This is a genomic window from Escherichia sp. WS547 (genome assembly GCF_046486065.1).
GTDB lineage: Bacteria > Pseudomonadota > Gammaproteobacteria > Enterobacterales > Enterobacteriaceae > Escherichia > Escherichia coli.
In genome coordinates this window covers 15,709-32,445 of the sequence record NZ_JBJQMA010000029.1, presented here as the reverse complement: position 1 = coordinate 32,445, position 16,737 = coordinate 15,709, and the positions used below count along the sequence as shown (strand labels likewise).

Genomic DNA, 16,737 nt, shown 5'->3' with positions numbered 1-16,737 from the left:
TAATATGCTGTAGTCTTTCTCTTTCATTATTATCTCTTGTGATAGAAAGGAGAAAAAACCATGTTGACATGGGAATTATATACAAAATGATAATGATGCATGTATAAGTTTTCATTTTAATGGCTCACTCAGGAGTTAAGATAAGGACGGTGATTAAAATAATATTGTCACCGTCCGCTATCTTTTTTAAGACAAATATTGTTGAGCCTGTTTCATATCAACTTTGGGAGTATCCTGTGATACGTTTTTTAGCAGTTCACTGATACCTGCAACCGAACTCACCAGGCTACTTGAATCAAGCGGCATCATAACCAGTTTACTGTTTGATGCTGTGCCAATTGCCTGGAGTGCTTCAGTGTATTTCTGCGCAATAAAGTAATTAACAGACTGAACATCACCTTCAGCGATTGCATCCGACACCAGTTTTGTTGCGCGAGCTTCCGCTTCTGCCTGACGTTCGCGTGCTTCAGACTGAAGAAATGCTGATTGCCGTTCCCCTTCCGCTTTCAGTATTTGAGACTGTTTTTCCCCTTCTGCCTTCAGAATTTCTGACTGGCGTATACCTTCCGCTTCAAGAATCCGGGCACGCTTAGTTCGTTCCGCTTTCATTTGCGCGTTCATCGCTTCAGTCAGTTCTTTTGGTGGTTTAACATCCCGAATTTCAATACGTGTGACCTTAATTCCCCACGGGTCAGTCGCATAATCGACAACCGTTAACAGTTTAGAATTGATGCTGTCACGTTGAGAAAGCATATCGTCGAGATTCATTCCACCAACGACAGTTCGGATATTGGTCATAACAAGATTTGAAATAGCTGATGCAAGATTATCGACTTCATAAGCTGCCTTCGCTGCATCAATGACCTGGACAAAACAAACAGCATCGATAGTTACGTTTGCATTGTCTTTCGAAATAACTTCCTGTTTAGGAATATCCAGGACGGTTTCCATCATGTTGATCCGTTGACCTATGCGGTCCATAAACGGGATCAGGAAGTGAAGACCGGGGGAAAGCGTATGGGTATATTTACCAAAGCGTTCCACTGTCCAGGCATTACCTTGCGGCACGATTTTGACGGCAGATTTAACGAATATCAGCGCGACTAAAATTAATAAGAGTAACGGAATAGATGTAACTATTGGCGTAATTATAGCGTCAATCATGATTAATCCTCTCCCCATTCATCACAATATGCTTCAACCGGAGTTTTTCCTGCTTCATAATCACCGCGCCATGCTTCCGCATCGGCGGCATTTCCACCGCGTAACTCTGCGTAATCCATTAATAGCTCGTGCCATTCTTCAAATGTTACGGTTTGTTTAGTGGAACCAAAATCAGCCATATGTATTTCCTGCATTTTGTGGAGGTATCTCTTTGCAAATGAAATCTGAAATATGAACATCAACAGAAAAACACTTTCCTGCTTCTTTTTCTTTTGAGAAGTTTTTTCTGCATTCTTCAGCGGTCATAGGGAAGTCGCTGTAATGAGTCCATTTCACGGGGCCACCACCTGGTTTTTTGATGGTTGCGTTTATTTGGTACTTAGGCATTCAAAAATACCTCCACTCGATCACCTGTCTTTCTTGAACACATCCAGCGGCGCAGTTCTGTAAAACTATCCTGGATCTCACAACGGGTACTTTTCATTGTGACAGTTGGTATATTGTCGTAGCTGGCATATGCAATCTCTTTTTTGGGTGTGCGCAATATGCCTTTGTCAATATCAAGAATCCTGAACGCGCTAATTCTTCTTTTGTGCTCGTTAAATAGTGTTCGTTTAGTTGCTGTTATCTGCTTCTGTGCTTCCTGGTAAATGTAGGTAAGCACATCATAAGATTGTTGCTGTGTAATAAGGAAATTACGGCTAACATCCGTTGTTGTGAGCGTTTTATTATTTCTTAATCCCCAATAGGCCACGATGATATAGAGTGGATATCCTTTCAAATCTGCCACACATTCAGGAATGACAGGATTAATTTTTAACTTACGCGCCATATTTTCTCCCGGTTGTTTGTCTGAAATAGAAACATCCCCGGAATACAGCGTCATAAGCTAATTATGAAAAGTTGCAGCCACTCACTACAGGCTCTTTATCTGATTGTTCATCATCATGCATAGCTAAACCCCCTTACCTGGAGTGGAGACTGGCAAATCTGGTGTACTTCTGCGTTGCAGCCTGTACGACTTGCTCAGGGAGAGAGTGAGTGAGATTAACTCAACGCGAGTTCACCAAATAAGGGGGTTTAAGTATGCAGAATGATATTTGCGGATAAAGAGTCGTTACCTGTGTAGATGGCGCGGCACGTCACTCTGTTACGTAGCCCGTTGCTGACAGATGCCAGCGGTGCTTGAAATGCACGAATAATAACCTCCTTATGCCAGGGCTTTAGGCAATGACCGCTGTCCGGGGTTGTTAAAGAGCATGAGATGACAAGCGTTCTAACGGGCGTCAAAGAGTGCTCATTTTCCAGGCAATGAGCACAAAAAACGCGATGAACGAGCTTTTTACAATCATCTGGATAGTATTGTGTGTGCGACATTTAAAACCTGTCAATGCCACAAGAGCGATCTAATGATCTGGATAACATCTAAAAAACAGAATAATATTCTGTTTGTTAAATGATGTACGATCTAAAAATCTAGATAATACTGTTTGTGTGGTTTATTCGATCGTGTGAGTGGGTGTATGCAGTCAAAAAAACTTTTTTGAATATACAAAATTCTGAATTTCTGATTTTGTAAGGTTTTGTATGGGGAACGTCAGTAAAGAAGGGGCTTCAGTAGCTGTTCTGAAAACGATTTTGAAGCAGTCAGAGATGTGTGCTGAATCAAAAAGGAAACGAGCCAGGCTTGAACATCGTTGATCGATTGCGCCCATGCTGCTAAATTTGCAGGCAAGTTTTCCGCGATTTGTAAATGCAGAAAACGAGGTGCTGAAATTTTGTTCAAGAACGTAAATTTCAGATAAAGAAAACCCCCGTAATCTCGTGTTTTCCAGGCAGCGAAGATTAGCGGGGGCTGACATCAAGGCAGAGCCTTGAGCTTATTTATTTCAGGTATGCTTGTTACCTGAAATGGAGTTTAATTCCATGAGAAGGAAATATCAACTCTTACAGTGCAAGCTAAGTGCAGCTTGCTGTGATTAGCAAACGTCACTGGTCTGAACTATCACCGGAAGAGCAGGTCCGTTTCTGGCAGGACTACGAAGCGGGAATTGAAAGCTCATTCCTGGTCCCCCAGGAAAACAAAGGCGGAACAACAAAACGTCGCCGGGGTGAACATTCCACTAAGCCAAAGTGTGAGAATCCAGCCTGGTTCCGTCCCGACAGCTATAAGGCGCTGGGCGGACAGTTGGGCCACGCTTACAATCGTCTCGTTAAAAAAGACCCGGTAACTGGTCAGTACACACTCAGAATGCACATGTCGTTGCATCCATTTTATGTGCTGAAACGTCAGAGTGTCGGTCGCAAATATAAGTTCCGACCGGAAAAACAGCGGCTGCTCGACGCAATATGGGTTGTACTTGTGAGTTTTTGTGATCGTGGATTGCACACTGTCGGCATGTCTGTCTCCCGCCTGGCAGAAGAAATAAGTCCAAAAGACAGTAAGGGAAACGTTATTCCTGAAACCGCAGTCACAGTATCGCGCCTTTCCCGTCTGCTGGCAGAGCAGGTTTGCTTTGGCACGTTGGGAACGTCAGAAAAGACGATATGGGATCGTGAATCCCGCCAGCGACTGCCGAAATACGTCTGGATCACCGAAACTGGCTGGAAAATGCTGGGAGTTGATCTGGTGAAACTTCAGGAACAGCAACGTAAACGCCTTGCAGAAAGTGAAATCCGTCTGCAACTGATTAAAGAAGGCGTTATCCGCGAGGGCGAGGAAATCTCTGTTCACTCGGCTCGTAAACGCTGGTATGCGCAGCGTTCTCTCGATGCCATCAAGTTCCGACGAGAGAAAGCAGCAAAGCGCAAACGTGCCAATCGCCTTGCAAAACTGCCGTATGATGAACAGCGAAACGAAATTGCACGGTTTATTCTGAAACGTATGCCGCCGGACGAAGCGTACTGGTGCACTAAAGAAAGATTAGAGCAACTGGTAGCCAGGGATCTACGTCAGCTTGAACTGGCCCTGACAGCTTCGCCACCCCACTAGTTTAGCTGCCTGATACAATCGGCACTCTCTTCAGCCCCTTCGGGGCTTTTCGTGTTGCCTGCATTTCATGAAATTCCTCATTTTTGACGACCGTTTTTCATTTTGTCCCGCTCTGACAGTTTTTTGATGGCCACAATCGGGTATCGGAGCTAAACCGCCTTCGGTTATTAACAAAAACCCGCAAACGAATAACTTCAGAAAGCAGCAAACGTAGAAGATCAAACCCGCAATATATTCTTAACCCCTGTTCTTTAATCCCCTGCGTTGCTTCGCCGCAGGGAAAATATTTATCTTTGAAACAACTGTGGATAATTACAAAAATGCCTTCGCTTGCAGCGGCTAACGCCGCGCCGCTCAGAATATAAAAGTACCTCCCACCGCTTCGCGGCGGGCATATGGACTTCTGCCTAATGAAAAACAAAGCCCCTCCAACCCTCCTACAAAAAAACGCTGCAAATACTCAGCCACAGCGCCCAACCCATCACTGAAAAGCGCCGCCGCCCCCGCCCGAAGGGCGGGAACAACATCGCTTTCAATAATGGATGTTGTAACTAAGAAATTACATGGCTGTCAGTCTTCTGGCTGGAAGTACCAAGTACACGCTCGTAAGCGGTCCTGGCGGCCCGCTAACGCGGAGATACGCCCCGACTGCGGGTAAACCCTTGTCGGGACCACTCCGACCGCGCACAAAAGCTATTTCATGGCTGAAAGCGGGTATGGCTTAGCAGGATGGGGATAGGTAAGGTGAAACCTATCAATCAGTACCGGCTTACGCCGGGCTTCGGCGGTTTTACTCCAGTATCATATGTAACAACGGAGTGCCGCCTTCCATGCCGCTGGCGCGGCATCAAAAAAGAAAGCCTCCCAATGACGGGGGAAATAGCGTTTTGATCAAAATAATAATGCTAGTGTGCTTCTTGCGTGCCATTCCAGGCACAAACTAAATTTAACGTTTCGTTAACTACAAAGAAATCCGATGAGTTAATCACTTGCGAAATAAAAATCATATAGTAAATTACTATATGATTTTGCGTTGTTTCGGAGAATTAAAAAATGCCTTTGATTGAATACATCAACAAGTTCTATCGGGGGAATCAGGCATCGTTCGCCAGGCTGACCGGAGTTCAACCTGCGCAGGTAACACAGTGGATCAACAAAGGATTCATCGTGGTGAATCACACACTGTATAGTCCACGCCGAAAGCTGGGAATTTAATTCCTGGTCAATATTTGACATCCTCCACGCCCTGAAGGACGGGGATATAAGGCGCACTGTATCCTGTTGTCTGGCAGAAAAAAGAAAGCCCCGTAGTTAATTTTTCATTAACCCACGAGGCGATCCCAATACTTCAACAACACCAGGATAGACTTTTACCGCCCTTTACGCAATACCATGTATTTTCAAGTTTCTGGTCGATATATAATGTTGTTGGCGCTTGAGGCTTTCTGCCTCATGGCGAAAAGGTGGTTTGTATCTTGTTGTGCGGCAGAAAGAAGAAAGCCCCGTAGTTAATTTTTCATTAACCCACGAGGCGATCCCAATGCTTGAACAACATCAGGATAGCCTCTTACCGCGCGTTACGCAAGGAGAAGAAGGCCATGAAACAGCCGAAAAACGCCCTGACCTGGTGTTTATTAATCGTGTGCTGCACATTGTTAATATTCACGTATCTGACCCGGAATCGTTTGTGCGAGGTCCGGCTGAAAGACGGAGACAGGGAGGTTACGGCAAGTCTGGCTTACGAATCCAACGGTAAGTAGCAACCCGGAGGCGGGCGAAAGCCCGCCTTTTTGGGGATGATGTGGTTCTGGCATTAAGCGCCTTTACAAAGGGGGTATTCTGTACGGATACCCCCTTTTTCCATGTATTTTCAGGATATTAACTGGTGAATATGGTATAATTAGTCAATATGACAGCAATTATTGAGGCGAGTATGCAGCCCAAAAAAACACCCGTGATTGTGGTCAAAAAACGCCGCGTTCTGGTCATGCCAGAAAATCCTGTGGTGAATGAAAAGCCGCAGGAAGTACAAAAATCAGCAGTTAATGAAAACAAGAAAGTACAGAAGAAAGATGCTGTAGCAGAGAAAACACGTAAAAAGCAGCCTCAGCCCTGGTATTTGAAAAAACAAATCACTTTTCCCCCAAAATATCCGAAAGAATATTTTGAAAAGTGTTTCAATAAAGTTCGTGCTGTTTTTCCTGAACTATGGACAGACGAAAAAAAGAACTTGCCCCTGAAAAGCGGGATTCTCCAGGACGTTGAGAAATACCTGGCGGATAACCCGGATGTGGATCTGACGATTGAAGAGTGGAATTGTGCGGTTCAGGTGATGACGTTCCGGTGGCAATATCTTCAGAATTGTACTGTACCAGGCGCAACACGTTACGACCTTTACGGGAAACCTGCTGGTACAGTAAAAAAAGCACACGCAACTTATGCGCAACTGGTTCTCGATGCCCGTAAGAAAGCCAGCGAGAAGAAACAATTAAAACGTAAGGGATAAAGCCCCGAAGGGCTTTATCATTTCAGCCTGGCTGACTGTAGAATCCAGTGATTTTTTCCGTTTTCGTCCAGGCCGTGTTCGTAAGCTGCAAGAGCCGCTTTCATTATTGCTGTTTTTGTCTGGCCTGTTCGCAGTGCTTCCCGTTCCAGAATATCTTCGTAAACGTCCCCAAGCCGGACATTGGTCACTTTAGTTGCTCCCGATTTTTTGCGGGTAGCTTCATTGATGAATCGGGCTGTGTCTGCATTGGTTTGTTCTGTTTTTTGTCCTGGTATTACCGGAGTTTTCAAGTCAAGAGCCATTATATCACCTTTCGTGTGTTACATTAGCTTTACTGTGTAAAGCTAATGATGTAAAGCGATCGTATTACATCCATTAGGGATTGATGCCTAACTCTTGCGCCAAAAGCTCTATTTGTGCTTTAGCTGTAGAAAGGCTGGATGCGCGACGTACATCATGAACGCCAGCGCCTTCATTACAGGCCGCTTCAAAAATATCTAAATCTGAAATACGTGTACGAAGTGGCTGTATCCACACCGGGTTCTCCCGGAGTAACTTGTCGAGATCAATCGCTGCTTTTCTGTGGCGTGGTTTTGTCGTGTTAATTCTCGTGAAAAGTACCCAGGGTTGCAGGTCTGGATTGATCTGTTGAGCTGTGCGAACTTTTTCTGTTACATGAGTCAGCGTTTCTGCTTCGAAATCTGAAGACGGCTTAACGAGAGTAAGCAGAGTGTCAGCTACAGTTAAGGCGCTGCGAAATTCCTTGCTGTCATGACCTGGACAGTCAATGATCAGCACTTCACATATTTTTTTCAGGCGCTTAATGACTTCTGATACATCGCCATACTCTTCATAAACAGGAACCGGTAATAAGCCATTCTGCTTTCTTTTTTCGTTCCAGCTAAGAATATCATTGTTTTTATCGGTCTTCAGAATGATGACCGTTCGTGAATTATTTACCAGATAAGAAGCCAGGTTTGTTGCTGTGGTGCTTTTTCCTACACCGCCTTTATCTGATGCGACAAGTAATGCTCTCCCCATAGAAACCTCGGATATACAGTGTAAAGGTTTATTTGTCTTTACATTGTATTCATTATAGTTACGTTGTAAAGATGTTTGTGTCTTTACAATGTAATTGCTTTTGTGCTTTACATTGTGTGTATGTTACAGGGTAACTTTTCAGGATGCGATTTTGCCTGGTGTGTTGTTGCGCCCGTAGCTCGCTGACGCTCACACGCGCAGTACAGCGCCCCGCCCTGCTGCAATGCACCAGGACGGCGTAAACTCGCTGGCGCTCGCGCTAACTGCGGCATTCTGCGGCGCAAATCAGCATTATCATGGCCTGTTGGTCTGTCCTGGCTTTGCAGGGCGAAGGGATGGCCCTGTGCATCCTGGTATGTTCGTCAGCGGCTGCGCCGCGCTTCGGGGCGATGTGGCCCCGCTGCTCCCTGGTATTTTCTTTCGCCCCTTCTATCCGCTGGCGCGGATTAAAAAATGAGCAAACCATCAAATAACTTGCTGTTTTCAGGCAATAAATCTTGATAATACATCTAAATAGATGTATTATTGTTTCATCGAAAGGGGATTGGCTCCTTTCCTTCTTAAGTCCAAACGGACAGGAGATTTAAAATGAAAACATTGACTTTTAATAACGGCACTGTTTCTGTTGGCGATGTGTTTGTATCTTCCTGGGGATATGAGCAAACGAACGTTAATTTCTACCAGGTTATTTCTGTTCATGGCAAAAAAACAGTAACTGTTCAGGAGATTCGCGCTTCAGTTCATCGGACTCATTCAATGAGCGGATATAAGACTCCATTACTTAATGATTTCTGTGGTGAGCCATTAAAACGGCGAGTGCGTGATTATTACAGTTCGCCAGCAATTGAAATTGAGGAATTCGAAACAGCATATAAAGGATCACCGGAAGAAAAACACGAGTTCACATCATACTACTAAGAAAATAGTTGCAGGGGGTATCCCCTGCAACCATGTTAAAAATGTTAATAGTAGTATTTACCCAGGGGGTTTTAGTATGAATGATGGGGTAAAACTCCGTCCTTCAGGGCGTGGAGAATGCCGGGCTAATGCAGCAATGTAATGTTGCGCCCGTAGCTCGCTGACGCTCACACACGCAGTACAGCGCCGCGCTTCGGGGCGATGTGGCCCCGCTGTTCCCTGGTATTTCCTTTCGCCCCTTCTATCCGCTGACGCGGATTAAGAAACGAGCAAATCATCAAGTAAATTGCTGTTTTCAGGAAATAAATCTTGATAATACATCTAAATAGATGTATTATTGTTTCATCGAAAGGGGATTGGCTCCTTTCCTTCTTAAGTCCAAACGGACAGGAGATTTAAAATGAATATCCAGGAAGCATTAAACGTTTTTGGATTATCCGGCGAATTAACTGAAAAAGATATCAAAGCAGCATACAGAAAAGCCGCTTTAAAATATCATCCAGATCGTAACCCGTTAGGGGCTGAACTGATGAAAGCGGTAAATGCAGCTTTTGATGTCTTGATGGCAAATATTGATAAAATAAATCAGTTCCAGAGCGCTGATGAACATGCACGATATAATTACGGTGATGACCTGGAAAAAGTATTAAACGTTCTTTCTGGTTTATCTGGTCTGGTATTTGAAGTGATAGGTAACTGGGTATGGATTAGTGGAGAAACTATTACACATAAGGAAACTTTAAAAGAAATCGGGTGTAAATGGGCGGCAAAGAAAAAACAATGGTTTTATCGTCCAGACGAACATAAAAGTTACTGGAATCGTGAAGAACACACGATAGAAGAAATCCGCGCAAAATACGGTACAACCGGACAGCGCAGGGCGACAGGGTGGCAACGCGTGGAAACCAGAGCGTAACCAGAACGGGGGCGAGAAGCCCCCGATATCATACCAGCCCGTCTTTTGGGGCATCGAACCCAAAAAGACGGGAACAGCAGCCACGTAGCAAAAAGGGAAACAGATGAACTCTTTTTTTGAACAGTATCACCCTGTCTTTGAAGTTGTCTGCCGTATCCTGGGGAACGGCTGGCGCGTGAACAAACTTGATGATTGTCCGTCTCGTATAAAACTGACGTCACCGCAGTTTAAAAATTACTCTGTGCATATTCGGATGGAAAAAGACCGATTTTCTGTTGTGGGGAGTGTGGATAGTCGTTCCTGGAGTAGTCCGTATCATGTTTGTACGTTATCCAGGAAGCGGAATCCCGTTGATATAGCAGCCAATATCGAACGAAAAATTTTGCTAAATGCTTCGCAGGAGGTGTTACAGGCGATTGAGTATGAGAAACGCCAGGCGGCAAAAAAGGACGAAATTCTGATCCTGAAAGGTATGTTATCGCAACTTGTCCAGCTTGAAAGCTGGTATGGGGCATTGACAGGCTTTAAAGCTGAAAATGGATTGAACGGTAAAGTCACCGAGCAGGGCGAGCGTTATGATTTGCAGATTAGGGGTTTGAGTATAGATCAACTTGTTAAAATTACAGGATATTTGAAACAGTTATGAGAAAAAACAAAGGGCGATTGACTTATTATCTTGAAGTGATTGATAAAAAATACCATTTTGTAAAAAAAATAAGCAGTTATTCAAAGGAGTTCACTGACGGAAAAACAAAAAGAACAAAGAGAACGTTAAGTGAGCTGGTTTTTAATGAAAGTGAGGTCGAGGCAATAGACTTTACAAAAAATGGTTTAAGACCTGTTGATAAGAATATTCTCTTAACTATGGTGAAAGAATATAAGGAGAGTGATGCATGACTATTGAAAATACACCGGAAAACATAAAGAAATTACGAAAAAAAATTGGCCTTACCCAGACAGAGTGCGGTGAGATTTTTGGCGTAGGCTTAAGTACATGGCAGAAAAAAGAAGCTAAAACCCACAACCAGCTTAATTTATCGAAAGGTGAATTTGAGTACCTGTTATTACTTGCAGGGGAGCACCCTGAATACGTCCTGCATAAAAAAGCTGAATCCCGCTCACCGGAGGAACCGTGAGCGAGAAGAAAAACACCACGACGCAGAAATCTAAGATATACAGTGTAAAGGTTTATTTGTCTTTACATTGTAATTGTTCTTTGTCTTTACACAGTGTGTGTTTGTAACAGGGCGACTTTACATAATTGCGATTTTGCCTGGTGTGTTGTTGCGCCCGTAGCTCGCTGACGCTCACACGCGCAGTACAGCGCCCCGCCCTGCTGCAATGCACCAGGACGGCGTGAACTCGCTGGCGCTCGCGCTAACTGCGGCATTCTGCGGCGCAAATCAGCATGATCATAGCCTGTTGGTCTGTTCTGGCTTTGCAGGGCGAAGGGATGGCCCTGTGCATCCTGGTATGTTCGTCAGCGGCTGCGCCGCGCTTCGGGGCGATGTGGCCCCGCTGCTCCCTGGTATTTTTTTTCGCCCCTTCTATCCGCTGGCGCGGATTAAAAAATGAGCAAACCATCAAATAACTTGCTGTTTTCAGGCAATAAATCTTGATAATACATCTAAATAGATGTATTATTATTTCATCGAAAGGGGATTGGCTCCTTTCCTTCTTAAGTCCAAACGGACAGGAGATTTAAAATGAAATTCACTTCAACCACGAATCATGTTTTCACATTCGAACGAGTAACGCTTTGCACGATTGTTCTTATTCATAAGGATACGGGACAACAGTATGTTGTCATATTTACGGATAACAATAAAATTCGTGACTATAAGACCGGAATTGTTTCTCAGTTTGGTGAACTTAAGCAGAGTGATATTGATTTAATTCTTTTCTATCGGGACGAATATGAAAAATATTTTGACTCGTTAAATAATGGCGAGGAGTATTTGAGTTTTAAAGAATATATCGGATGTATAAGGGGAAAATAAATTATGAAAGGTGTGTTCAGGTTGCTGGAACAACCTGAACACGTTATCGACAATCAAAACTGAATGAGGTTTTTAAATGTCAACACGACAGATCGTACAGCTTGCTGACTCCCTTGTCAAAGGCTGGGAAACCAGAATTCCGGCAATGACGTGCACGGAGTGGGATCAATTCCGGTGGTGGTTAAACTACCTGCAAGGGTATGAAATGTTTTAAATAACCGGGATAAATTCATATATGGGGAGAGTGTCATGCTCTCCCTTTCTTATTGGGTAGCGAGTTGTATTACATATTTAGCTTTACGTTGTAAAGATTTTATTGTCTTTACAGTGTGGTGTGTTTTCCGGCGGTTGCGCTGCGCTTAGGGGTATGTGGCTTCGCTGCTCCCTGGTATTTTCTTTCACCCTCCTATTTGTCCGATGACTTTTGACAACAACGCTATTTGTAACTATAATTAGTTGCATGTTGGCAAGGGATGGGATTATAGCGTATGGGGAAAGCAGATAAGCTACTGGCAAAATTTTTAAACAGTAAAAAAACGTTTGAATGGGATGAACTCGTTGTTTTGTTTTCTTCTCTAGGATATGTCAAAAAGGAAATGCAGGGATCAAGAGTGCGATTTTTCAATGCTGAAATTAATCACACAATATTAATGCATCGCCCACATCCAGAAAGTTATATTAAAGGTGGAACGCTGAAAGCTATTAAACAGAACTTGAAAGAGGCTGGGGTTTTATGAAACATTTAAAATATAAAGGATATTTAGGTACGGTTGAGCCGGATTTTGAAAATAATATCCTGTATGGAAAGCTGGCATTTATTCGTGATCTGGTGACTTATGAGGCAGAAACATTGGCTGACCTGGAACGGGAATTTAAAACATCGGTTGATTTGTATTTACAGTCCTGTGTGGAGGACGGAAAGGAGCCTGACACGCCCTTTAAAGGTGTGTTTAACGTCAGGCTTGATCCAGAGCTGCATCGTCGGGTCGCTGAAATGGCGATGGAAGAAGATTTGTCGCTGAATGCCTTTGTCAATAAGGCACTGGAAAAAGAAGTCAGTCATCATCGCGCAGGGGCTTAATCGCCCCTTTTTGTTGCTCGCAGGCGTTGATGTTTCTTGGTATTACGGTGTAGTGTGTTGTATTTACAAACAATGCTTTACGGTGTATTACGATGCATACTCTTTAATTGCTTGCAATCTCTTTTCACGTTCGTTGCTTTGTTCAGCTTTTTTCAATTCACTGAATATGTACTCTTCATCTTTACCCGTGAGTTTTGAACCGGAGAGCAAGCGATTAACAACTTTACGTCGAATTGCAGGGTAATCTTTGGTTTTATCGAGTATGGACAATATGCGGTCACTACTAAGAATCTGGCCTTTCCCTGATTCCACATAATGTAGAAAAAATGCGATTGCGGACACGCCCAAAAGCACTGTAAGGACGGCTACACCATCAAGACGAAACTTTGATATAAAGGAATACGCGACCACTCCAATAATTGCTAAGCAGAGACATAAATAAATTAAGAGGTTTTTGTTGCGTTGTTTTTTTTGTGCGCGATCATGATCATCTATGATTGCCAGTATCTTTTCTGGAGTTGCTTGAGCCATTTTTTTTCCTTATCAGGGAGACGGAGTGTTCAATCATCTGGCTTTACAATGTAAAGCTGTGTTTGTCTTTACGGTGTAAATAATGAGATGTGCAGTTAAAAGTGTCAATCAGGTATCATATAGTAAAACACTATATGATTTTTCTGTAATAGGCTTAAAAAATTCTCGCTTACATTGTAAAGGTCTTTGTGTCTTTACAGTGCACCACGTTGTAAATCACTGCCTTCTGTGGAGATAATCATGTTTTTTTCTGTTGGTGTCGAAACACCGAAAGATGATCAGACTGCATACGGCATCACTGTTCCGGCTTTTGATTGTTTTGGTTTTGGATGTGTTTCTGCGGCTGATTCTCAGGCAGAAATACCCGCTATGGCGCGTGAAGCGATATTGGCAATCGTGGAAGATATGGTATTAAGCGGTGCTTATTCTGTTGATGATATTCATGATGAAGGGTGTTTGACTTATTCGGATCACTCCAATTATAAGCACTGTGATAGCTGGTTTTTGGTTGATGTCGATTTAACATTAGACATGCCGTAGTCCGGCTATCGGGTCATGAGGACGCTGAAGAATATCGCAGGCATATATTTACAGTGTAAAGGTGTTTCTGTCTTTACATTGTAAGGCTTATTGAATACTACACTGTAGTGCAATGTATGTGTTTTTATGACCTATCCCCGCGTTGTGCGGGGATTTTTTTTGATAGCTAACCGCTCGCCGCAGTCTAGCGACCGAGCATAGCGAGCGAGTGACGAGGAAGCGGAAGATCCACCGTTGCCAGGAGAAAAGCAGGTACGCACTATGCATTCTGCCCTAGTGATGCTTTCACAAACCACGCGGCCTGAACTATTACGCCATGAATCCAGCGCAAATCGGCATCACGATTTTCTTTTTTCATTTTTTCGCCACTTAAAGCCTTGCTTACGTGACTTTTTACCAGATTTTCGTGTAATTCTTTTGCTTCTTCAATTGTGAAACCACCAGGCAAATTTGGCGCTTCTGCTTCCAGTGATGCCAGAGCAATTTCATAAGCCCGGCGCTCAATATTGTCTCGCACGTCCAGGCTGCCGATTCGCTCCCTGATTTCTTTAATTAGTTTCTTGTCGTCGTCGGTAAATGTTGTCATCTCACTCTCCTTTGGCGTCAATGTTTACAGCCTGGCAAGCCTCTTTGAGCACCCAGTCAATAGCGTCTTTCCATGCCCCTGTTTCGACGAGAGGATTCGTGTGCTTTACCTGATCGTAGAAGCGTACTGCGTTTACCAGTCCTCTTGTTGGTGCTGCTATCGCAGGTGGTAAGTTGTAGAGTTCCTGAATTTCATAGTTCGGCCTGTCGTTGCAGTCTTCTTTTGTCGGCACGTATTTCCAGTCACCAACCCACGTTTTACCCTGAGAGTCCGTAACGTCTTTTTTCACGTAACGATACCTCCATGCAACAACCCCAGCTTCCAGCGATGCCAGTGCGATTTCATAAGCCCGGCGTTCAATATTGTCTCGCACGTCCAAGCTGCCGATTCGCTCTCTGATTTCTTTAATCAGTCCCTTGTCGTCGTCGGTAAAAGTTGTCATTAGTGACTCCTTTTCATATCTATGGTTTTCTTGAATCAATTTCGTCTAGTTTGAGTTTTATATTTTGCTGGTCTGATTTTGGTAATTTTCTCATGCTCTCTTCAGTTATTTTTTTCATATCAAGAAAAGCTCTTGCATAGAAGCGCAGGCTTGCCTCTTTTTCATGTTGTGCAACATACCAGGTTGCGCCAGAAAATGCCGCAGACAGGCATAATGTGCACAAGGCACAAATTGCAATGGCTGTTCTTGTACTGAAGGGTTTTACAGCCTTAGATAATGACTTCAACTTTTCTTCATATAATTTGTTGTTTTTTTCCTGGTTGCGTTTAATTCCAGATATGAGTTCAATAATATCATCTGTTAATTTTTCTTTTACCTCAACACTTGTTTCTTTTAGATCGTTTTTTCCCTCTTCTACTTTTTCTTTTATTTCATTATCCAGATCGCCGCACGTCTCAACAATATTCTTGAATCTTTGAATATAGTCATTTTCTACAGATGAAACGACCTGTCTGAAGCCCTCAGACAGGGCAGTGAAGTTAGCTTGTAACTCATTGCTGAATTTTTCCTGTATCTTTTGGTTCAGAAAAATTAATGAAATAACTGGATCATCTTTTGATATTTTATGCCCTGTCTCCTTGAATACATCAACAATAAAATTATCAATATCTTCACTGGAAACAGCCTTTTCAGGCTGTTTTAATTCTGGCTGATTAACTGTACTCATATTATTCACCGTGTTCATCGTCATAGATGCTATCTAATTGTTTGTAAATGTCATTGAAGACTCGTTTTAATCGTGATTTAGCCATTAATCCAAAATGGTCGGACTCAAGAGCTTCTTTCAGTGTTAGTGATTTTTCTGTTAGCTCTTTGATGTCAGAGGCAAAGGCATCACTTTTTCTGTCCTGAATAACCACAACGCCAGCGATTACATCCTTGTTTTTTTCAATGAATTTAGTTTCTATTAATGGGATATTTTCAAGTGCTGGAATACCCTGAAATTCATTTATCCAGACAATAAGTTTTACCTTACTTCCTTTAACCAGTTCTTTCAGTTCTTCAAATCCCTGCAAGGTATCCGCAAGAGCTTGTCCACCAACGATAACAGTATGGATATAAACGTCTTGTTCTACATCTTCAAACATGTCCATAACACAGTTATCATTGAAATACTGAATTAACGGTAAAAATGTAGATGCGCCATTGTCAATAACAAAAGTATTCTGACTATTGGTCAGCATTGATTCGAACATTGGATCGAATTTGGATTGTATTACTTTGCTGTTTTCAGTGATTTGTATCAAATCTGCATTTAATCTTTTTACTTTAACCGTAGTTGTATTAACCGGGTCTGTGTCACCGACTACGATATTATCCATGTGATTTTCATCAATAAAGTATTGTGCCAGTATTGCGGTCGCGAATGATTTTCCAACACCACCTTTACCCTGAAGGATGAAATTGATTGAGTTTTTCATTTATAATGCTCCTTTACTTAAAGATATTTATTTATGAATTTTTCATTCGTAGCACTTGGATCGTGCTCTATTTCTTTTTTGTTCTCACTAATGTTTGAAAAAAAACCTTTTACCCCCCCTCTCGGTTCATCGCCTTTAGCTTCATTCTGATCAATTACATCTATGGTTTTTGCCTGTTCTTTTGGTTCAGTGCATTTTTGTCTTTTTTTAGCCCTCTCTGTCATATTTATATAAGTCTTTTGGGCTAGTTCTGTCTTGGTGTTGTTGTTTATGTAATCAGCTATTTGCTCCCATGTATAATATTTCTTTGCTTCAAGTATATTTTGCAAATACATATTGAAGACAGCCTGTTTTGATTTCGATTTTGTTTCGTTTATAGCCTCGCATATTGGAGATAATAAACTCTCGATCTTTTTCATTTGTTACATTTCCTCTCTCTCTCTACCTCCTACATTGGCATAATACCTTATTTAAAGCAATTTGCTCGCCGTTTGTGTTGGGTGATTATGTGGGTTGTTTTGTGGGTTGTCAATGGGGGT

At 42.8% G+C, this 16,737-nt stretch carries 22 protein-coding genes and 4 pseudogenes; 14 read left to right on the top strand and 12 right to left on the bottom strand.

Annotated features, from left to right (window positions below):
* Window positions 1-186: 186 nt before the first annotated feature.
* Genes ACJHWK_RS20880 through ACJHWK_RS20865 form a run of 4 tightly spaced genes read right to left on the bottom strand, consistent with a single transcriptional unit; the run spans window position 187 to window position 1,996 of the window.
* Complete coding sequence (locus tag ACJHWK_RS20880; protein WP_000564239.1) at window positions 187-1,164, bottom strand: SPFH domain-containing protein; 978 nt, start codon at window positions 1,162-1,164, stop codon at window positions 187-189.
* 2 nt (window positions 1,165-1,166) lie between these two features.
* A complete protein-coding gene (locus ACJHWK_RS20875; RefSeq protein WP_000753050.1) occupies window positions 1,167-1,343 on the bottom strand; it encodes a hypothetical protein in 177 nt (58 codons plus the stop codon).
* Window positions 1,336-1,551, bottom strand: coding sequence for a DUF1187 family protein (locus ACJHWK_RS20870; RefSeq protein ID WP_001127357.1), 216 nt, complete (start codon window positions 1,549-1,551; stop codon window positions 1,336-1,338). Before ACJHWK_RS20870 ends, ACJHWK_RS20875 begins: the two co-directional genes overlap by 8 nt.
* Window positions 1,544-1,996: a CaiF/GrlA family transcriptional regulator gene (locus ACJHWK_RS20865; RefSeq protein ID WP_000101552.1), complete on the bottom strand. Its 453-nt coding sequence runs from the start codon at window positions 1,994-1,996 to the stop codon at window positions 1,544-1,546. Before ACJHWK_RS20865 ends, ACJHWK_RS20870 begins: the two co-directional genes overlap by 8 nt.
* Before the next feature lie 1,131 nt (window positions 1,997-3,127).
* On the opposite strand from ACJHWK_RS20865, the gene repA reads away from it, so the two are divergent.
* The 5 genes and pseudogenes from repA (at window position 3,128) to ACJHWK_RS20840 (ending at window position 6,662) form a co-directional block, all read left to right on the top strand.
* The gene (gene repA / locus ACJHWK_RS20860) at window positions 3,128-4,156 is read left to right on the top strand and encodes a plasmid replication initiator RepA (RefSeq protein ID WP_001175215.1); all 1,029 of its coding nucleotides are present in this window, start codon (window positions 3,128-3,130) and stop codon (window positions 4,154-4,156) included.
* Between the two features lie 700 nt (window positions 4,157-4,856).
* Window positions 4,857-5,047, top strand: a pseudogene (locus ACJHWK_RS20855) (hypothetical protein).
* Between the two features lie 649 nt (window positions 5,048-5,696).
* Window positions 5,697-5,849, top strand: a pseudogene (locus ACJHWK_RS20850) (DUF5431 family protein); the annotation flags it as partial.
* The gene (locus ACJHWK_RS20845; protein ID WP_223685802.1) at window positions 5,794-5,916 is read left to right on the top strand and encodes a Hok/Gef family protein; all 123 of its coding nucleotides are present in this window, start codon (window positions 5,794-5,796) and stop codon (window positions 5,914-5,916) included. The pseudogene ACJHWK_RS20850 and the gene ACJHWK_RS20845, both read left to right, overlap by 56 nt.
* Window positions 5,917-6,065: 149 nt before the next feature.
* A complete protein-coding gene (locus ACJHWK_RS20840) occupies window positions 6,066-6,662 on the top strand; it encodes a ProQ/FINO family protein (protein ID WP_000125165.1) in 597 nt (198 codons plus the stop codon).
* Between the two features lie 17 nt (window positions 6,663-6,679).
* Here ACJHWK_RS20840 and ACJHWK_RS20835 read toward each other — a convergent pair whose 3' ends face one another.
* Together ACJHWK_RS20835 and ACJHWK_RS20830 are read right to left on the bottom strand one after the other, a co-directional pair.
* On the bottom strand, window positions 6,680-6,964 hold the full coding sequence (locus ACJHWK_RS20835; protein ID WP_001162371.1) for a hypothetical protein: 285 nt from the start codon (window positions 6,962-6,964) through the stop codon (window positions 6,680-6,682).
* A gap of 73 nt (window positions 6,965-7,037) precedes the next feature.
* Window positions 7,038-7,703 (bottom strand): division plane positioning ATPase MipZ, encoded by a 666-nt coding sequence (locus ACJHWK_RS20830; RefSeq protein WP_000532149.1) that lies wholly within the window; start codon window positions 7,701-7,703, stop codon window positions 7,038-7,040.
* A gap of 588 nt (window positions 7,704-8,291) precedes the next feature.
* On the opposite strand from ACJHWK_RS20830, the gene ACJHWK_RS20825 reads away from it, so the two are divergent.
* The 8 genes from ACJHWK_RS20825 to ACJHWK_RS20790 all read left to right on the top strand — a co-directional run bounded on the left by ACJHWK_RS20825 (window position 8,292) and on the right by ACJHWK_RS20790 (window position 12,618).
* Complete coding sequence (locus ACJHWK_RS20825; RefSeq protein ID WP_001542022.1) at window positions 8,292-8,621, top strand: hypothetical protein; 330 nt, start codon at window positions 8,292-8,294, stop codon at window positions 8,619-8,621.
* A gap of 400 nt (window positions 8,622-9,021) precedes the next feature.
* Entirely contained in the window at window positions 9,022-9,537 is a 516-nt protein-coding gene (locus tag ACJHWK_RS20820; protein WP_001025393.1) for a J domain-containing protein, read from the top strand.
* Window positions 9,538-9,640: 103 nt separating this feature from the next.
* Window positions 9,641-10,183 (top strand): hypothetical protein, encoded by a 543-nt coding sequence (locus ACJHWK_RS20815; RefSeq protein WP_001083904.1) that lies wholly within the window; start codon window positions 9,641-9,643, stop codon window positions 10,181-10,183.
* Complete coding sequence (locus ACJHWK_RS20810; protein ID WP_001230709.1) at window positions 10,180-10,434, top strand: hypothetical protein; 255 nt, start codon at window positions 10,180-10,182, stop codon at window positions 10,432-10,434. The genes ACJHWK_RS20815 and ACJHWK_RS20810 overlap by 4 nt, the downstream gene beginning before the upstream one ends.
* On the top strand, window positions 10,431-10,673 hold the full coding sequence (locus ACJHWK_RS20805; RefSeq protein WP_000151456.1) for a hypothetical protein: 243 nt from the start codon (window positions 10,431-10,433) through the stop codon (window positions 10,671-10,673). Before ACJHWK_RS20810 ends, ACJHWK_RS20805 begins: the two co-directional genes overlap by 4 nt.
* Before the next feature lie 570 nt (window positions 10,674-11,243).
* Window positions 11,244-11,537, top strand: a complete 294-nt coding sequence (locus ACJHWK_RS20800; RefSeq protein WP_000673428.1) for a hypothetical protein — start codon at window positions 11,244-11,246, stop codon at window positions 11,535-11,537.
* 488 nt (window positions 11,538-12,025) lie between these two features.
* Window positions 12,026-12,274 carry a type II toxin-antitoxin system HicA family toxin gene (locus ACJHWK_RS20795; protein ID WP_000513532.1) on the top strand — a complete coding sequence of 83 codons (249 nt, stop codon included), beginning with the start codon at window positions 12,026-12,028 and terminating at the stop codon, window positions 12,272-12,274.
* Window positions 12,271-12,618 (top strand): type II toxin-antitoxin system HicB family antitoxin, encoded by a 348-nt coding sequence (locus ACJHWK_RS20790; protein ID WP_000681609.1) that lies wholly within the window; start codon window positions 12,271-12,273, stop codon window positions 12,616-12,618. Before ACJHWK_RS20795 ends, ACJHWK_RS20790 begins: the two co-directional genes overlap by 4 nt.
* A gap of 87 nt (window positions 12,619-12,705) precedes the next feature.
* Here the strand turns inward: ACJHWK_RS20790 and ACJHWK_RS20785 are convergent, their stop codons facing one another.
* Complete coding sequence (locus ACJHWK_RS20785; RefSeq protein WP_023223351.1) at window positions 12,706-13,149, bottom strand: hypothetical protein; 444 nt, start codon at window positions 13,147-13,149, stop codon at window positions 12,706-12,708.
* Window positions 13,150-13,389: 240 nt separating this feature from the next.
* On the opposite strand from ACJHWK_RS20785, the pseudogene ACJHWK_RS20780 reads away from it, so the two are divergent.
* Window positions 13,390-13,674, top strand: a pseudogene (locus ACJHWK_RS20780) (type II toxin-antitoxin system HicB family antitoxin); the annotation flags it as partial.
* 274 nt (window positions 13,675-13,948) lie between these two features.
* Here ACJHWK_RS20780 and ACJHWK_RS20775 read toward each other — a convergent pair.
* The 5 genes and pseudogenes from ACJHWK_RS20775 to ACJHWK_RS20755 form a co-directional block, all read right to left on the bottom strand.
* A complete protein-coding gene (locus tag ACJHWK_RS20775; protein ID WP_000206697.1) occupies window positions 13,949-14,275 on the bottom strand; it encodes a hypothetical protein in 327 nt (108 codons plus the stop codon).
* Window positions 14,276-14,576: 301 nt separating this feature from the next.
* Window positions 14,577-14,717: pseudogene (locus ACJHWK_RS20770) on the bottom strand (hypothetical protein); the annotation flags it as partial.
* 19 nt (window positions 14,718-14,736) lie between these two features.
* Complete coding sequence (locus tag ACJHWK_RS20765; RefSeq protein WP_000108794.1) at window positions 14,737-15,444, bottom strand: hypothetical protein; 708 nt, start codon at window positions 15,442-15,444, stop codon at window positions 14,737-14,739.
* A 1-nt stretch (window position 15,445) separates the two neighbouring features.
* A complete protein-coding gene (locus ACJHWK_RS20760) occupies window positions 15,446-16,198 on the bottom strand; it encodes a conjugal transfer protein TraL (protein ID WP_000797966.1) in 753 nt (250 codons plus the stop codon).
* 17 nt (window positions 16,199-16,215) lie between these two features.
* Window positions 16,216-16,617: a hypothetical protein gene (locus ACJHWK_RS20755; RefSeq protein WP_021575837.1), complete on the bottom strand. Its 402-nt coding sequence runs from the start codon at window positions 16,615-16,617 to the stop codon at window positions 16,216-16,218.
* Window positions 16,618-16,737 lie beyond the last annotated feature (120 nt).

Bases quoted from the DNA above. Each gene is read 5' to 3' on its own strand.
- ACJHWK_RS20880 (WP_000564239.1), bottom strand. From the start codon at position 1,164: ATGATTGACGCTATAATTACGCCAATAGTTACATCTATTCCGTTACTC.
- ACJHWK_RS20875 (WP_000753050.1), bottom strand. From the start codon at position 1,343: ATGGCTGATTTTGGTTCCACTAAACAAACCGTAACATTTGAAGAATGG.
- ACJHWK_RS20870 (WP_001127357.1), bottom strand. From the start codon at position 1,551: ATGCCTAAGTACCAAATAAACGCAACCATCAAAAAACCAGGTGGTGGC.
- ACJHWK_RS20865 (WP_000101552.1), bottom strand. From the start codon at position 1,996: ATGGCGCGTAAGTTAAAAATTAATCCTGTCATTCCTGAATGTGTGGCA.
- ACJHWK_RS20840 (WP_000125165.1), top strand. From the start codon at position 6,066: ATGACAGCAATTATTGAGGCGAGTATGCAGCCCAAAAAAACACCCGTG.
- ACJHWK_RS20835 (WP_001162371.1), bottom strand. From the start codon at position 6,964: ATGGCTCTTGACTTGAAAACTCCGGTAATACCAGGACAAAAAACAGAA.
- ACJHWK_RS20830 (WP_000532149.1), bottom strand. From the start codon at position 7,703: ATGGGGAGAGCATTACTTGTCGCATCAGATAAAGGCGGTGTAGGAAAA.
- ACJHWK_RS20825 (WP_001542022.1), top strand. From the start codon at position 8,292: ATGAAAACATTGACTTTTAATAACGGCACTGTTTCTGTTGGCGATGTG.
- ACJHWK_RS20820 (WP_001025393.1), top strand. From the start codon at position 9,022: ATGAATATCCAGGAAGCATTAAACGTTTTTGGATTATCCGGCGAATTA.
- ACJHWK_RS20815 (WP_001083904.1), top strand. From the start codon at position 9,641: ATGAACTCTTTTTTTGAACAGTATCACCCTGTCTTTGAAGTTGTCTGC.
- ACJHWK_RS20810 (WP_001230709.1), top strand. From the start codon at position 10,180: ATGAGAAAAAACAAAGGGCGATTGACTTATTATCTTGAAGTGATTGAT.
- ACJHWK_RS20805 (WP_000151456.1), top strand. From the start codon at position 10,431: ATGACTATTGAAAATACACCGGAAAACATAAAGAAATTACGAAAAAAA.
- ACJHWK_RS20800 (WP_000673428.1), top strand. From the start codon at position 11,244: ATGAAATTCACTTCAACCACGAATCATGTTTTCACATTCGAACGAGTA.
- ACJHWK_RS20795 (WP_000513532.1), top strand. From the start codon at position 12,026: ATGGGGAAAGCAGATAAGCTACTGGCAAAATTTTTAAACAGTAAAAAA.
- ACJHWK_RS20790 (WP_000681609.1), top strand. From the start codon at position 12,271: ATGAAACATTTAAAATATAAAGGATATTTAGGTACGGTTGAGCCGGAT.
- ACJHWK_RS20785 (WP_023223351.1), bottom strand. From the start codon at position 13,149: ATGGCTCAAGCAACTCCAGAAAAGATACTGGCAATCATAGATGATCAT.
- ACJHWK_RS20775 (WP_000206697.1), bottom strand. From the start codon at position 14,275: ATGACAACATTTACCGACGACGACAAGAAACTAATTAAAGAAATCAGG.
- ACJHWK_RS20765 (WP_000108794.1), bottom strand. From the start codon at position 15,444: ATGAGTACAGTTAATCAGCCAGAATTAAAACAGCCTGAAAAGGCTGTT.
- ACJHWK_RS20760 (WP_000797966.1), bottom strand. From the start codon at position 16,198: ATGAAAAACTCAATCAATTTCATCCTTCAGGGTAAAGGTGGTGTTGGA.
- ACJHWK_RS20755 (WP_021575837.1), bottom strand. From the start codon at position 16,617: ATGAAAAAGATCGAGAGTTTATTATCTCCAATATGCGAGGCTATAAAC.